This is a genomic window from Amycolatopsis sp. NPDC026612 (assembly GCF_040638285.1).
GTDB lineage: Bacteria > Actinomycetota > Actinomycetes > Mycobacteriales > Pseudonocardiaceae > Amycolatopsis.
The window spans coordinates 19596-35604 of sequence record NZ_JBEZYB010000061.1 but is presented as its reverse complement, the minus strand read 5'-3'; the positions used below and the strand labels follow the sequence as shown (position 1 = coordinate 35604).

The window sequence follows — 16009 nt, the reverse complement described above, 5'->3', positions numbered from 1 at the left end:
GGTGACCTCTCGGAGAGCGGTGCGCGAGCCTGCACCCGTCCTCGCGGCGTCCCGGCGATGCCGTGGTCCGGGCGCGCACCGGCATGCACGGACCGCCGGGCCGTCCCGGCTGGTGGCGCGCCGCCACGGGCGCACGGAGACGGCCCGCCATCTCGCGGCAGTCGCCGCCCGGGCAGGAACGAACCGCGCTGACCGGACCGGTGGACCACCGCACGCTCGGGCACCGGGCCTCGTTGCGTGCGGCGGAGCGGCAGTCGCCGGCTCATCGCACGCGCGCCGCCCCGCACGCCTGCTCGACCGCATGCCCCGCACGCCCGCGCCTCCGCTCCATGCGGGCGCGCACGCGCGAAGCGGAGCAGCCGCAGACCCCCACAACACCCTCCACCCACCCCCGCCCACAGCCCTCCACCGACGGGATCCGACGCCCCGGCGAGAGAAGATCCCGGCCACAAGCCACCGGTCCGCCGCCGCGCCGAAGGCCTCCGACGTACTACCGGAAGGCCCCAAAACCCCAGGTAGAACCCACCAAGGTGGCGTTACCGACGGGTAGCTGGAATGATATTCGGCCGCTTACGCTCCGCTGAACCTCTTCCACGCTGCGCCAACCGGCGGGACCCCCGTGTGGCATCTTGACTGGAAGCGCCGGTGGGGTCACGCTTACTCCCAACGGCGAAACCGGAAGCCCTTGCGGGAGGGATGACCGGGTCGCCCGGAGGCATACCTGAAGACGTTGCGAAGCAGGCTGGGCCCCATCGGGAGTGCCCCCTGGACAGGCCGCGACGTTCGGGCTAGACTGTCTCTTTGCGCTGCCCTCTTTCAGGCTGCCCGGAGCCGGTAGTTAGGATAGTGGGCACACGGCACCCTTGACAGTCGCTCATAGCTGTTGCTATGGCGGCCGTCACCGCTCATTGTCCCCGGAAGGACGCATCTTGGCAGTCTCTCCCGCGAACCAGGCCACTGCTGCGACCACCTCGGCTGAATCTCGCTCGGAGGCCACGGGAATCCCCGGCGCGCCCAAGCGGGTTTCCTTCGCAAAGATTCGCGAACCCCTGAACACCCCCAACCTGCTCGACGTCCAGATCCAGTCGTTCCAGTGGTTCACCGGGGACGAAGCGTGGTTCCAGCGCCGTGTCGAGGAAGGTGAAGAGAACCCGGTCGGTGGCCTCGAAGAGGTCCTCAACGAGATCTCCCCGATCGAAGACTTCTCCGGTTCGATGTCCCTGTCCTTCTCCGCCCCGCGCTTCGACGAGGTCAAGGCCTCGATCGAGGAGTGCAAGGACAAGGACATGACGTACGCGGCCCCGCTGTTCGTCACGGCGGAGTTCGTCAACAACAACACGGGCGAGATCAAGAGCCAGACGGTCTTCCTCGGCGACTTCCCGGTGATGACCGACAAGGGCACCTTCGTCATCAACGGCACCGAGCGTGTCGTGGTGTCCCAGCTGGTCCGCTCGCCGGGCGTCTACTACTCCAAGGACATCGACAAGACGAGCGACAAGGACGTCTTCAGCGTCCGGGTCATCCCGAGCCGCGGTGCCTGGCTGGAGTTCGACGTCGACAAGCGCGACACCGTCGGCGTCCGCATCGACCGCAAGCGCCGCCAGCCGGTCACCGTGCTGCTGAAGGCGCTCGGCTGGACCACCGAGGCGATCCGTGAGCGCTTCTCCTTCTCGGAGACGCTGCTCGCCACCCTCGAGAAGGACCACACCGCCGGCACCGACGAGGCGCTGCTCGACATCTACCGCAAGCTGCGCCCGGGCGAGCCGCCCACGAAGGAGAGCGCGCAGACCCTGCTGGAGAACCTGTTCTTCAAGGCGAAGCGCTACGACCTGGCCAAGGTCGGCCGGTACAAGGTCAACAAGAAGCTGGGCCTCTCGACCCCGATCGAGAACGGGACGCTGACCGAAGAGGACATCGTCACGATCATCGAGTACCTGGTCCGGCTGCACGCCGGCGAGGACAAGATGACCGCGGCGAACAACACCGAGATCCCGGTCGAGACCGACGACATCGACCACTTCGGCAACCGTCGCATCCGGACGGTCGGCGAGCTGATCCAGAACCAGATCCGGGTCGGTCTCTCCCGCACCGAGCGCGTCGTCCGCGAGCGCATGACCACGCAGGACGTCGAGGCGATCACCCCGCAGACCCTGATCAACATCCGCCCGATCGGCGCGGCGATCAAGGAGTTCTTCGGCACCTCGCAGCTGTCGCAGTTCATGCAGCAGACGAACCCGATCGACGGCCTGACCCACAAGCGCCGCCTCAACGCGCTGGGCCCGGGTGGTCTGTCGCGTGAGCGCGCCGGCATGGAGGTCCGTGACGTCCACCCGTCGCACTACGGCCGGATGTGCCCGATCGAGACGCCGGAAGGCCCGAACATCGGCCTGATCGGCTCGCTGTGCTCGTACGCGCGGGTCAACCCGTTCGGCTTCATCGAGACGCCGTACCGCAAGGTCGTCGAGGGCCGGGTCACCGACCAGGTCGACTACCTGACCGCGGACGAAGAAGACCGGTTCGTCAAGGCGCAGGCCAACGCCCCGATCAACGACGACGGCACTTACGTCGAAGACCGGGTCATGGCGCGGCGCAAGGGCGGCGAGGTCGAGCTGATCGACCCGCTCGACATCGACTACATGGACGTGTCGCCGCGGCAGATGGTTTCGATCGCGACCGCGATGATCCCGTTCCTCGAGCACGACGACGCGAACCGCGCGCTGATGGGCGCGAACATGCAGCGTCAGGCCGTGCCGCTGCTCCGCAGCCAGGCGCCGTACGTCGGCACCGGTGTGGAGCTGCGGGCCGCGATCGACTCCGGCGACATGCTGGTCGCCGAGCAGTCGGGCGTGGTGGAGGAGCTCTCCGCCGACCTGATCACGGTCATGCACGACGACGGGACGCGGAAGAGCTACAGCCTCTACAAGTTCCGCCGCTCGAACCACGGCACCTGCTTCAACCACCGCCCGATCGTCAACGAGGGCGACCGGATCGAAGCGGGCCAGGTCATCGCCGACGGGCCGTCCACCGAAAACGGTGAGGTGGCGCTCGGCAAGAACCTGCTGGTCGCGGTCATGCCGTGGGAGGGCCACAACTACGAGGACGCGATCATCCTCTCGGAGCGCCTGGTGCAGGACGACGTGCTGACGTCGATCCACATCGAGGAGCACGAGATCGACGCCCGCGACACCAAGCTGGGCGCCGAGGAGATCACCCGGGACATCCCGAACGTCTCCGAGGAGGTCCTGGCGGACCTCGACGAGCGCGGCATCATCCGCATCGGTGCCGAGGTCCGCGACGGCGACATCCTGGTCGGCAAGGTCACGCCGAAGGGCGAGACCGAGCTGACCCCGGAGGAGCGCCTGCTCCGCGCGATCTTCGGCGAGAAGGCCCGCGAAGTCCGCGACACCTCGCTGAAGGTGCCGCACGGCGAGACCGGCAAGGTCATCGGCATCCGCGTGTTCTCGCGCGAGGACGACGACGAGCTGCCGCCCGGTGTCAACGAGCTGGTCCGCGTCTACGTGGCCCAGAAGCGCAAGATCCAGCCGGGCGACAAGCTCGCCGGCCGCCACGGGAACAAGGGCGTCATCGGCAAGATCCTGCCGGTCGAGGACATGCCGTTCATGGAGGACGGCACCCCGGTCGACATCATCCTGAACACGCACGGTGTGCCGCGACGGATGAACATCGGCCAGATCCTCGAGCTGCACCTGGGCTGGCTGGCGTCGCAGGGCTGGACGATCGAGGGCAACCCCGACTGGGCGAAGAACCTCAACGAGGAGCTCCGCGACGTCGAGCCCGGCACGAACACCGCCACCCCGGTGTTCGACGGCGCGAAGGAAGAGGAGCTCACCGGGCTGCTCAGCGCGACCAAGCCGAACCGCGACGGTGAGCGCATGGTCAAGGAGAACGGCAAGGCCACGCTGCTGGACGGCCGCTCCGGCGAGCCGTACCCGTACCCGGTCGCCGTCGGCTACATGTACATCCTGAAGCTGCACCACCTGGTCGACGACAAGATCCACGCCCGCTCCACCGGCCCGTACTCGATGATCACGCAGCAGCCGCTGGGTGGTAAGGCGCAGTTCGGTGGCCAGCGCTTCGGTGAGATGGAGTGCTGGGCGATGCAGGCGTACGGCGCCGCCTACACGCTGCAGGAGCTGCTGACGATCAAGTCGGACGACGTGGTCGGCCGCGTCAAGGTGTACGAGGCCATCGTCAAGGGGGAGAACATCCCCGAGCCGGGCATCCCGGAGTCGTTCAAGGTGCTCCTCAAGGAGCTCCAGTCGCTGTGCCTCAACGTCGAGGTGCTCTCCAGCGACGGCTCCTCGATCGAGATGCGCGACTCCGACGACGAAGACCTCGAGCGCGCCGCGGCCAACCTCGGCATCAACCTGTCCCGCAACGAGTCGCCCTCGGTGGACGACGTCGTGCACTGATCGCGAGCTGAGGCGGGGCCCCGGGTGCGGGTGTCCCGCAAGGACACCGCCTCCCGTGGGGCCCGCCTCGCCCGCCAACCCCTCTAGCCGAAACAACCCCAAGGGGACCTAGACGTGCTGGACGTCAACTTCTTCGATGAGCTCCGCATTGGTCTCGCCACGGCCGACGACATCCGTCAGTGGTCGTACGGCGAGGTCAAGAAGCCGGAGACCATCAACTACCGGACGCTCAAGCCCGAGAAGGACGGTCTTTTCTGCGAGAAGATCTTCGGTCCGACCCGGGACTGGGAGTGCTACTGCGGCAAGTACAAGCGCGTCCGCTTCAAGGGCATCATCTGTGAGCGCTGCGGCGTCGAGGTGACCCGCGCCAAGGTGCGCCGTGAGCGGATGGGCCACATCGAGCTGGCCGCTCCGGTCACCCACATCTGGTACTTCAAGGGTGTTCCGTCCCGCCTGGGCTACCTGCTGGACCTGGCGCCGAAGGACCTCGAGAAGATCATCTACTTCGCTGCTTACGTCATCACGGGCGTGAACACGGAGCTGCGTCACAACGACCTGCCGACCCTCGAGAACGAGATCGGCGTCGAGCGCAAGAACCTCGAGACCAAGCGTGACGCCGACATCGAGGCCCGCGCGCAGAAGCTCGAAGCCGACCTGGCCGCGCTGGAGGCGGAGGGCGCCAAGTCCGACGTCCGCCGCAAGGTCAAGGAGGGCGGCGAGCGCGAGATGCGTCAGCTCCGCGACCGCGCCGGCCGCGAGCTGGACCGCCTCGAGGAGGTCTGGACGACCTTCACGAAGCTCGACACCCGCCAGCTGATCGCCGACGAGCTGCTCTACCGCGAGCTCGTCGACCGCTACGGCGAGTACTTCACCGGCGGCATGGGCGCGGAGGCCATCCAGAAGCTGGCCACCGAGTTCGACGTCGCCGCGGAGGCCGACAACCTGCGCGACACCATCCGCAACGGCAAGGGGCAGAAGAAGCTCCGCGCGCTGAAGCGGCTCAAGGTCGTCGCGGCGTTCCAGGCCACCGGCAACGACCCGCGCGGCATGGTGCTCGACGCCGTCCCGGTGATCCCGCCGGACCTGCGCCCGATGGTGCAGCTCGACGGTGGCCGGTTCGCGACGTCGGACCTGAACGACCTGTACCGCCGGGTCATCAACCGGAACAACCGCCTCAAGCGGCTGATCGACCTCGGCGCGCCCGAGATCATCGTCAACAACGAGAAGCGGATGCTGCAGGAGGCCGTCGACGCGCTGTTCGACAACGGCCGCCGCGGCCGTCCGGTCACCGGCCCAGGCAACCGGCCGCTGAAGTCGCTGTCCGACCTGCTCAAGGGCAAGCAGGGCCGGTTCCGCCAGAACCTGCTCGGCAAGCGCGTCGACTACTCGGGCCGTTCGGTCATCATCGTCGGCCCGCAGCTGAAGCTGCACCAGTGCGGTCTGCCGAAGGACATGGCGCTCGAGCTGTTCAAGCCGTTCGTCATGAAGCGGCTGGTCGACCTGAACCACGCGCAGAACATCAAGTCCGCCAAGCGGATGGTGGAGCGCTCGCGGCCGCAGGTGTGGGACGTGCTGGAAGAGGTCATCACCGGTCACCCGGTGATGCTGAACCGCGCGCCGACCCTGCACCGCCTCGGCATCCAGGCCTTCGAGCCGCAGCTGGTCGAGGGCAAGGCCATCCAGCTGCACCCGCTGGTCTGCGAGGCGTTCAACGCGGACTTCGACGGTGACCAGATGGCGGTGCACCTGCCGCTGTCGGCCGAGGCGCAGGCCGAGGCCCGGATCCTGATGCTGTCGGCGAACAACATCCTGTCGCCGGCGTCGGGCCGTCCGCTCGCCATGCCGCGGCTGGACATGGTGACGGGTCTGTTCCACCTGACCCGCCTCACCGAGACGGCCGACGGCGCGGGCAACGCGTACTCGTCGACGGCCGAGGCCATCATGGCGTACGACCGCAAGGTGCTGAGCCTGCACGCGCCGGTCAAGATCCGCATCACCGACCGTCAGCCGGCGAAGGCCGACGAGGCGAAGCTCGCGGAGAAGGGCTGGGAGCCGGGCAAGGCCTGGCTGGCCGAGACGACCCTGGGCCGCGTGCTGTTCAACGAGCTGCTGCCGGCGGACTACCCGTTCATCAACGAGCCGATGCCGAAGAAGCGGCAGGCCGCGATCGTGAACGACCTCGCCGAGCGGTACTCGATGACCCAGGTCGCGCAGACCCTGGACCGGCTCAAGGACGCCGGTTTCTACTGGGCGACCCGGTCGGGTGTCACCATCGCCATCTCGGACGTGCTCACCCCGGTGGGCAAGAAGGCCATCCTCGACGAGTACGAGGGCAAGGCCTCCCAGGTGGAGAAGCGGTACCAGCGTGGTCAGCTGTCGCACGCCGAGCGGAACAACGAGCTCGTCAAGGTGTGGACGCAGGCCACCGAAGAGGTCCACAAGATCATGGAGACGGCGCTCCCGGACGACAACCCGATCGCGGTGATCGTGAAGTCGGGTGCGGCGGGCAACATGACGCAGGTCCGGTCGCTGGCCGGTATGCGTGGCCTGGTGTCGAACCCGAAGGGTGAGTACATCCCGCGTCCGATCAAGGCCAACTTCCGTGAGGGCCTGTCGGTGGCGGAGTACTTCATCGCGACGCACGGTGCCCGCAAGGGCCTGGCGGACACGGCGCTCCGTACCGCCGACTCGGGCTACCTGACCCGGCGTCTGGTGGACGTCTCGCAGGACGTCATCGTCCGCGAGACCGACTGCGGCACCACCCGCGGCATCATGATGCCGATCGGCGAGGACATCGGCGACGGCAAGATCCTGCGCGACCAGCACGTCGAGACCTCCGTGTACGCGCGGAACCTCGCGACGGACGCGGTGGACGCCAAGGGCAACGTCGTGCTGAACGCCGGCGACGACATCGGCGACCCGGCCATCGACAAGCTGATCTCCAGCGGCATCGCGAAGGTCAAGGTCCGCTCGGTGCTGACCTGCGAGTCGGTCGTCGGTATCTGCGCGACCTGCTACGGCCGCTCGATGGCGACCGGTCTGCTCGTCGACGTCGGCGAGGCCGTGGGTATCGTCGCGGCCCAGTCGATCGGTGAGCCGGGTACGCAGCTGACGATGCGTACGTTCCACCAGGGTGGTGTGGCCGGTGACGACATCACGACCGGTCTGCCGCGTGTCCAGGAGCTGTTCGAGGCCCGTGTCCCGAAGGGCAAGGCGCCGATCGCCGACGTCGATGGCCGGGTGCGCATCGAGGAGAGCGAGCGGTTCTGGAAGATCACGCTGATCCCGGACGACGGCGGCGAAGAGATCGTCTTCGACAAGCTGTCCAAGCGTCAGCGGCTCGCGAACACCCCGAACGGCCCGCTGGGCGACGGTGACCACGTCCACGTCGGTCAGCAGCTGCTCGAGGGCACGCCGGACCCGCACGAGGTCCTGCGGGTCATGGGGCCGCGCGAGGCGCAGATCCACCTGGTGGACGAGGTCCAGAAGGTGTACCGGGCGCAGGGTGTGTCGATCCACGACAAGCACATCGAGGTCATCGTCCGGCAGATGCTGCGCCGGGTGACGGTCATCGATTCGGGTGGCACGGACTTCCTGCCGGGCGAGCTGCCCGAGCGGACGAAGTTCGAGGCGACGAACCGGGCCTCGGTCGCCGAAGGCGGCGAGCCGGCTTCGGGCCGTCCGGTGCTGATGGGCATCACGAAGGCGTCGCTCACCACGGACTCGTGGCTGTCGGCGGCGTCGTTCCAGGAGACCACGCGAGTCCTGACCGACGCGGCCATCAACGGCCGCTCGGACAAGCTCGTGGGCCTCAAGGAGAACGTGATCATCGGTAAGCTGATCCCGGCCGGTACGGGCATCAACCGGTACCGCAACATCCAGGTGCAGCCGACGGAAGAGGCCCGGGTCGCGGCGTACGCGATCCCGTCCTACGACGACGGCTACTACACCCCGGACGTGTTCGGTACGGGCACCGGTGCCGCGGTCCCGCTGGACGACTACGACTTCGGCCGCGACTTCCGCTGAAGCTGAGTCACGAGAAAGGCCCCTGCCGGGTTTCCGGCGGGGGCCTTTCCCGTTTCGGGTGATCAGGGTCAGCGGAGGCTGCCGCGGGACACCGGGAAATCGAAGTAGGTGTCCGGGTACGGCTCGTCGTTCAGCGTGTAGTGCCACCACTCCTCGGGCAGGTTGCGGAAGCCCGCCGCGACCATCGTGGCCCGCAGCAGGTCGCGGTGCTCCCGGGCGGCGCCGGTGATCGCCGGGTTGTCGGTGTGGGCCAGCGGGTCGAAGCAGTCGTAGCCGGTGCCCATGTCGACGGTGTTGTCGGGGAAACGCTGGTCCCGTGGTGCGAAGCACGGCTGGAGCGGCTCACCCGGAACGTACGGCCGCTGGAACGGCGGCGGGATCCGCACGAGCGTGAGGTCCATGGTGCTGCCGCGGCTGTGCCCGGACTTCTCGGCGATGTAGCCCTCGGCGAAGAGCCGGTCCTTGGCGACGTTCGGGTAGAACTCGGCCTTCATCTTTTCGTCGGCCAGGTCCTTCGCCCACCGCACGAAGTGGTCGACCGCGCGCTGCGGCCGGTAGCAGTCGTACACCTTGAGCGTGTAGCCCTGCCGGACCAGCCGCGCCTGTGCCTGCCGCAGGCCTTCGGCCGCCTGCCGGGTCAGGATGCAGAGGGGCCGGCGGTACCCGTCGATGCGGCGGCCGACGAAGTTGTGCCGGGTGTCGTAACGGATGTCCTGCAGGATCGACGGCGCGACGTCGGAGAGCGCGACGAAGCCGCCGGAGGTGGTCGCCTGCGCCGGGGTGGGGACGGCGAGGCCGGCCAGGGCGGCGAGGGTGACGGCGAGGGCACGCACCCTTCGGGGAAAGATCGGCATCCTTCTCGTCTATCAGCTCCGCCCCCGGACGCACAGCCGCCGTCCGGTCAAGGCCGGCCCTCGACGTCCGGCGGGTGCTCCTAGCGCTTCGTGACGGACGGTAGTCGAGCCGTTGTCGGCAAATCTCTCGTCCCGGCGGCCCCGGCCACCCTGCCAAGATGGGCCGTGGCTGACTCGGTCCCCTTCACGGACAACTTCTCGGACCTCTCCAACACGCAGGGGTACCAGTTCGAATTCCGCTGTGAACGCTGCGGCAACGGTTTCCGTTCCGCCTTCCAGCGCGACAACGTCGAGACCGGCCGAAGCGTGCTTCGCGCGGTGGGCTCGTTCTTCGGCGGGACGCTGCGCGACCTGAGCAACTCGGCCGACCAGTGGCGCTACGACCGCGCGACGAACTCGCCGGCCAAGGACAAGGCGCTGGCGGCGGCGGTCGAGGAGATCACCCCGAGTTTCCGCCAGTGCCGCGGCTGCGGTGACTGGATGTGCGAAACCCAGTGCTGGAACGAGGAGATCGGCCAGTGCCTGCGCTGCTCGCCCAGCGTCGCCGAAGAGATCTCGCGCGCGCAGGCGTCGGCGCAGCGGGACCAGATCTGGGACAAGGCCCGCGAGAAGGACTGGACGACGGGCCTCGACCTCGACACCCGCGCAAAGGTCACGTGCCCCGGCTGCGGCCTGAAGGCCGACGGCGGCAAGTTCTGCTCGTCCTGCGGCACGTCGCTGGCGCTCAAGGTCGGCTGCGGCGGCTGCGGCAGCGAGACCAACAAGCCGGGCGCACTGTTCTGCTCGGACTGCGGCGGCAAACTCTGAACTGCTCCGCCGGTCGGCGGATTCGCGTCGGCCCGGGCACCATGGAGCCATGACGCCCGTCACCAAGCGCCTCACGGTGGTCGCCGTCGTGCTGATCACGGCGGGGGTGGTCCTGCTGTCGGCCGGCGCGATCGGCTTCCGGGCCACCTCGGATGAGCCCGACGCCAACATCGGCGCGGGGTTCGCCCTCCTGGCCGGGCCCTACGTCCTCGGCCTCGGGCTGGTCTTCGCGCTTTCGGCAGGCTTGACCCATCTCACGAGCCGCCGTCGCTGACCGCTCTTCCCGGCAGGCAGCGAACTTCCGCTGCGCCCGCCACCAGATCGCGGCGGCCACCGCGGGCACCACGAGGTCGCCGATCGTGAAGAGCGTTTGCCCCGCTGGAAGTCCAGATCCTCGCGAGCGTCCTCAATGGACTGATTCCGGCCGGTTTCGCCGTAGCCGCTTGCCTTTTTCGCGTTCTTGACGTGACTGCCGAGCTTGCCGATCAGTCCTTTGTCGCCGGCGGTGGCGGGCGGCCTGGCGGAGCACCCGCAGCTCCTCGACGGTGTTCCGAACGCGACGGCCTGTGTATCGAGGACCTGGCCGACCAAGCCGAGGTCGTCACCCATCGTCCCCCCGATGGTCACCGCCTGTCACCGCTGACGGCTTCCTGTAGCCCGGCGACCGGACAGCTCCCACTCGGCCGGCATGCCTGCTTCCGTTCGATCGCCCGATATGGGGACCACTCATCGTGACCCCTCGGCCGCAGTGTGACGCACGGAACGTCCGATCCGATCCCACTGCGTCACCCGATCGGGTAATGGGTAGGTTTCGGCCGCAGAGGGAAACCAGGGGACAACGCGCGAGGAGTGTGTGATGACCAGCACCGAAGGGGCCGGACGGCCCGACGAACCGAAGCCGACGGGCAGTCACGCGGCCCCGGAGGGAGCCGGCGTGCACCCGCTGATCGACCTGTCCCGTGACCCCAACCCGGGAAAGCCGGACCACGCGAAGCCGGACGAGGACTGAAGAGCTTCCCGCGTCCGGGCGACTCGTCCGGGACGGTCCAGGGCCCCGTCGAGAGGCGGGGAACACCCCGCGGCCGCGGAGTGTTGAAGGAAGCATCTCCGCTTCCGCGGCCGCGAACCCTCCGGCAGCGGCGGAATTCGGCGTCGCCGCCGTGCGTCGGGACCGAGGCGTGGAATGTCCCGCGTCCGCGCCGCGTTGAGAGGTACGCTGGAGGTTCGCCGACCTACAGACCCCCCGCCGCGCTCCGCCCCGACCCGGGCGGGTATCTTTGGAGACCGTGCCCGGCATGCGTCGGGCCGCTCCGCGTGCCGTGCGCATGGACGGGGTGCTCAGGCACCTGGTCACCGGCTTCGGCAGGTCGGGGTTCCGACGGAAATCCCTCCGGGAAGTTACCGGTCGCGAGACCGTGACGCGGGCCGACACGCCCGACCGCGGGGGCCGGTGAAGACACGAAGAAGCAGATCACGACAGGAAGCTGGTCCATTGCCCACGATCCAGCAGCTGGTCCGCAAGGGCCGCCAGGACAAGGCTGCCAAGCAGAAGACCGCGGCCCTCAAGGGGAGCCCGCAGCGGCGTGGCGTGTGCACTCGCGTGTACACCACGACCCCGAAGAAGCCGAACTCGGCGCTGCGCAAGGTCGCGCGTGTGAAGCTGACCAGCGGCATCGAGGTCACCGCCTACATCCCCGGTGAGGGCCACAACCTGCAGGAGCACTCGATGGTGCTCGTGCGTGGTGGTCGTGTGAAGGACCTTCCGGGTGTCCGTTACAAGATCATCCGCGGTTCGCTCGACACGCAGGGTGTCAAGAACCGCAAGCAGGCGCGCAGCCGGTACGGCGCGAAGAAGGAGAAGAGCTAATGCCCCGCAAGGGTCCGGCCCCCAAGCGGCCGCTGATCTCCGACCCCGTCTACGCCTCCCCGCTGGTCACCCAGCTGGTGAACAAGGTGCTGAAGGACGGGAAGCGGTCCCTGGCCGAGCGCATCGTGTACGGCGCGCTCGAAGGTGCTCGTGAGAAGTCGGGCACCGACCCGGTCGTCACGCTGAAGCGCGCCCTCGACAACGTGAAGCCCACCATCGAGGTGAAGAGCCGCCGCGTCGGTGGCGCCACCTACCAGGTGCCGATCGAGGTCAAGCCGGGTCGCTCCACCACCCTGGCGCTGCGCTGGCTGGTCTCCTTCTCGCAGGCCCGCCGCGAGAAGACGATGATCGAGCGCCTGCAGAACGAGCTCCTCGACGCTTCGAACGGTCTCGGTGCCTCGGTGAAGCGCCGCGAGGACACGCACAAGATGGCCGAGTCCAACCGGGCCTTCGCGCACTACCGCTGGTGATGACCGCCCGGCTGTCGATCAAGCCATGCCGGGCCCCAAGCTTGAGAACAGGGGAACACTCTCGTGGCACGTGAAGTGCTGACCGACCTGAACAAGGTCCGCAACATCGGCATCATGGCCCACATCGACGCCGGGAAGACGACCACCACCGAGCGGATCCTGTTCTACACCGGGGTCAACTACAAGATCGGTGAAGTCCACGACGGCGCCGCCACCATGGACTGGATGGAGGAGGAGCAGAAGCGGGGTATCACCATCACCTCGGCTGCCACCACCACCTTCTGGGACGACCACCAGATCAACATCATCGACACCCCCGGCCACGTCGACTTCACCGTCGAGGTGGAGCGCAACCTCCGGGTGCTCGACGGTGCGGTCGCCGTCTTCGACGGCAAGGAAGGCGTCGAGCCGCAGTCCGAGCAGGTCTGGCGGCAGGCGGACAAGTACGACGTCCCGCGTATCTGCTTCGTCAACAAGATGGACAAGCTGGGCGCGGACTTCTACTACACCGTGAAGACCATCGTGGACCGCCTCGGCGTGCGCCCGCTGGTCATCCAGCTGCCGATCGGCGCCGAGAACGACTTCGAAGGCGTCATCGACCTGGTCCGCATGAAGGCGCTGACCTGGCGCGGCGAGGTCCAGAAGGGCGAGGACTACTCGGTCGAGGACATCCCGGCCGAGCTGGCCGAGCTGGCCGCGGAGTACCGCGAGAAGCTCATCGAGACCGTCTCCGAGGCGGACGACGCGCTGATGGAGAAGTTCCTCGAGGGTGAGGAGCTGACGGAGGCCGAGATCAAGTCCGGCATCCGGAAGCTCACCATCACCAGCCAGGTCTTCCCGGTGCTGGCCGGTTCCGCGTTCAAGAACAAGGGCGTGCAGCCCATGCTCGACGCGGTCATCGACTACCTGCCGACCCCGCTGGACGTCCCGGCCGTCGAGGGCCTGCTGCCCGACGGCGAGACCGTGGCCTCCCGCAAGGCGTCGGTCGACGAGCCGTTCGCCGCGCTCGCGTTCAAGATCGCCGCGCACCCGTTCTTCGGCAAGCTGACCTACATCCGGGTGTACTCGGGCAAGGTCGCCGCCGGCGCGCAGGTCATCAACGCGACCAAGGAGCGCAAGGAGCGCATCGGGAAGATCTTCCAGATGCACTCCAACAAGGAGAACCCGGTCAACGACGCCCAGGTCGGCCACATCTACGCGGTCATCGGGCTGAAGGACACCACCACGGGTGACACCCTGGCGGACCCGCAGAACCCGATCGTGCTCGAGTCGATGACGTTCCCCGAGCCGGTCATCCGGGTCGCGATCGAACCGAAGACGAAGGCCGACCAGGAGAAGCTGTCCCTGGCGATCCAGAAGCTGGCCGAAGAGGACCCGACGTTCCAGGTCAAGCTGGACGAGGACACCGGTCAGACGATCATCGCGGGCATGGGCGAGCTGCACCTCGAGGTGCTGGTGAACCGGATGAAGTCCGACTACAAGGTCGAGGCGAACATCGGCAAGCCGCAGGTCGCCTACCGTGAGACGATCAAGAAGACGGTCGAGAAGCTCGACTACGTCCACAAGAAGCAGACCGGTGGTTCCGGCCAGTTCGCGAAGGTCATCGTGAAGCTGGAGCCGCTCGAGCGCACCGACGGCGCGCTCTACGAGTTCGACAACAAGGTGTCCGGTGGCCGCGTGCCGCGGGAGTACATCCCGTCGGTCGACGCGGGCGCGCAGGATGCGATGCAGTACGGCGTCCTGGCCGGCTACCCGCTCGTCGGGTTGAAGTTCACCCTGTTGGACGGTGCTTACCACGAGGTCGACTCTTCGGAGATGGCGTTCAAGATCGCCGGTTCCATGGCGATGAAGGAAGCCGCGAAGAAGGCCCACCCCGTGATCCTGGAGCCGATGATGGCGGTCGAGGTGACCACGCCCGAGGACTACATGGGTGACGTCATCGGTGACCTCAACTCCCGTCGTGGTCAGATCCAGGCCATGGAGGAGCGTGCGGGCATCCGCGTCGTGAAGGCGCTGGTCCCGCTGTCGGAGATGTTCGGCTACGTCGGTGACCTCCGGTCCCGCACCCAGGGCCGGGCGAACTACTCCATGTTGTTCGACTCCTACGCCGAGGTTCCCGCGAACGTCGCGAAGGAAATCATCGCGAAGGCGACGGGGGAGTAGCTCCCCCAGCGCTCGCGGGCAATAAGGGACTCTCCTGAACGTCCGCAGCACCGACGAAGGAACAATCGTGGGGCGGCAGCCACGCCGCCCCACGAGCACAAAGCGAAATCAGTCCAGGAGGACATTCCAGTGGCGAAGGCGAAATTCGAGCGGACCAAGCCGCACGTCAACATCGGCACCATCGGTCACGTTGACCACGGCAAGACGACTCTGACCGCGGCGATCACCAAGGTGCTGCACGACAAGTACCCCGAGCTGAACGAGTCGCGGGCGTTCGACCAGATCGACAACGCGCCGGAAGAGAAGCAGCGCGGCATCACGATCAACATCTCGCACGTCGAGTACCAGACCGAGAAGCGTCACTACGCCCACGTCGACGCCCCCGGTCACGCGGACTACATCAAGAACATGATCACCGGTGCCGCGCAGATGGACGGCGCGATCCTGGTCGTGGCCGCCACCGACGGCCCGATGCCGCAGACCCGTGAGCACGTGCTGCTCGCCCGCCAGGTCGGCGTGCCCTACATCGTGGTCGCGCTGAACAAGGCCGACATGGTCGACGACGAGGAGATCCTCGAGCTCGTCGAGCTGGAGGTCCGCGAGCTGCTGTCCTCGCAGGAGTTCCCGGGCGACGACGCGCCGGTCGTGCGCGTGTCCGGTCTCAAGGCCCTCGAGGGCGACGAGAAGTGGGCCGAGGCCGTTCTCGAGCTCATGGCGGCCGTCGACGACAGCGTGCCGGACCCGGTCCGCGAGCTCGACAAGCCGTTCCTGATGCCGATCGAAGACGTCTTCACCATCACCGGTCGTGGCACCGTGGTGACCGGTCGCGTCGAGCGCGGCCAGATCAACGTCAACGAAGAGGTCGAGATCGTCGGCATCAAGGAGAAGTCGACCAAGACGACTGTCACCGGTGTCGAGATGTTCCGCAAGCTGCTCGACTCGGGCCAGGCGGGCGACAACGTGGGCCTGCTGGTCCGCGGTATCAAGCGCGAGGACGTCGAGCGCGGCCAGGTCGTCGTGAAGCCGGGCACCACCACCCCGCACACCGACTTCGAGGGCCGGGTCTACATCCTGTCGAAGGACGAGGGTGGCCGTCACACCCCGTTCTTCAACAACTACCGCCCGCAGTTCTACTTCCGCACCACCGACGTGACCGGCGTCGTGACCCTCCCCGAGGGCACCGAAATGGTCATGCCGGGTGACAACACCGACATCACGGTCGCGCTGATCCAGCCGGTCGCGATGGACGAGGGTCTGCGCTTCGCCATCCGCGAGGGTGGCCGGACCGTCGGCGCCGGCCAGGTCACCAAGATCATCAAGTGATTTCCCGCCCCGGCCGGGGGTGATACACCCCCGGCTCAGGGGCGTCAAATCACGTGTGCGACACTA

The 16009-nt window shown here is 67.5% G+C and carries 10 protein-coding genes; 9 read left to right on the top strand and 1 reads right to left on the bottom strand.

The features are described from left to right. The first annotated feature begins 929 nt into the window (after positions 1–929). The gene (locus AB0F15_RS34725) at positions 930–4433 is read left to right on the top strand and encodes a DNA-directed RNA polymerase subunit beta (protein ID WP_360279869.1); all 3504 of its coding nucleotides are present in this window, start codon (positions 930–932) and stop codon (positions 4431–4433) included. A gap of 114 nt (positions 4434–4547) precedes the next feature. Next, positions 4548–8459, top strand: a complete 3912-nt coding sequence (locus tag AB0F15_RS34720) for a DNA-directed RNA polymerase subunit beta' (RefSeq protein WP_360279866.1) — start codon at positions 4548–4550, stop codon at positions 8457–8459. A 68-nt stretch (positions 8460–8527) separates the two neighbouring features. Here AB0F15_RS34720 and AB0F15_RS34715 read toward each other — a convergent pair whose 3' ends face one another. After that, on the bottom strand, positions 8528–9313 hold the full coding sequence (locus AB0F15_RS34715; RefSeq protein ID WP_360279863.1) for a M15 family metallopeptidase: 786 nt from the start codon (positions 9311–9313) through the stop codon (positions 8528–8530). 165 nt (positions 9314–9478) lie between these two features. On the opposite strand from AB0F15_RS34715, the gene AB0F15_RS34710 reads away from it, so the two are divergent. From AB0F15_RS34710 to tuf, 7 genes are all read left to right on the top strand, one after another. Continuing rightward, on the top strand, positions 9479–10120 hold the full coding sequence (locus AB0F15_RS34710; RefSeq protein ID WP_360279861.1) for a zinc ribbon domain-containing protein: 642 nt from the start codon (positions 9479–9481) through the stop codon (positions 10118–10120). 49 nt (positions 10121–10169) lie between these two features. Further along, positions 10170–10394 carry a hypothetical protein gene (locus AB0F15_RS34705; RefSeq protein ID WP_360279858.1) on the top strand — a complete coding sequence of 75 codons (225 nt, stop codon included), beginning with the start codon at positions 10170–10172 and terminating at the stop codon, positions 10392–10394. Between the two features lie 582 nt (positions 10395–10976). Continuing rightward, positions 10977–11129 carry a hypothetical protein gene (locus AB0F15_RS34700; RefSeq protein WP_360279855.1) on the top strand — a complete coding sequence of 51 codons (153 nt, stop codon included), beginning with the start codon at positions 10977–10979 and terminating at the stop codon, positions 11127–11129. A 483-nt stretch (positions 11130–11612) separates the two neighbouring features. Further along, on the top strand, positions 11613–11987 hold the full coding sequence (gene rpsL, locus AB0F15_RS34695; protein WP_003102113.1) for a 30S ribosomal protein S12: 375 nt from the start codon (positions 11613–11615) through the stop codon (positions 11985–11987). Next, positions 11987–12457, top strand: coding sequence for a 30S ribosomal protein S7 (rpsG, locus tag AB0F15_RS34690; RefSeq protein ID WP_247060514.1), 471 nt, complete (start codon positions 11987–11989; stop codon positions 12455–12457). The genes rpsL and rpsG overlap by 1 nt, the downstream gene beginning before the upstream one ends. 63 nt (positions 12458–12520) lie before the next feature. After that, positions 12521–14620 carry an elongation factor G gene (gene fusA, locus AB0F15_RS34685; protein ID WP_360279851.1) on the top strand — a complete coding sequence of 700 codons (2100 nt, stop codon included), beginning with the start codon at positions 12521–12523 and terminating at the stop codon, positions 14618–14620. A 129-nt stretch (positions 14621–14749) separates the two neighbouring features. Next, positions 14750–15943, top strand: a complete 1194-nt coding sequence (tuf, locus tag AB0F15_RS34680) for an elongation factor Tu (protein WP_360279848.1) — start codon at positions 14750–14752, stop codon at positions 15941–15943. Positions 15944–16009 lie beyond the last annotated feature (66 nt).

Excerpts from the sequence above, each read along its gene's own strand:
- AB0F15_RS34700 (WP_360279855.1), top strand. The coding sequence starts at position 10,977 with ATGACCAGCACCGAAGGGGCCGGACGGCCCGACGAACCGAAGCCGACG.
- AB0F15_RS34715 (WP_360279863.1), bottom strand. The coding sequence starts at position 9,313 with ATGCCGATCTTTCCCCGAAGGGTGCGTGCCCTCGCCGTCACCCTCGCC.
- AB0F15_RS34705 (WP_360279858.1), top strand. The coding sequence starts at position 10,170 with ATGACGCCCGTCACCAAGCGCCTCACGGTGGTCGCCGTCGTGCTGATC.
- rpsG (WP_247060514.1), top strand. The coding sequence starts at position 11,987 with ATGCCCCGCAAGGGTCCGGCCCCCAAGCGGCCGCTGATCTCCGACCCC.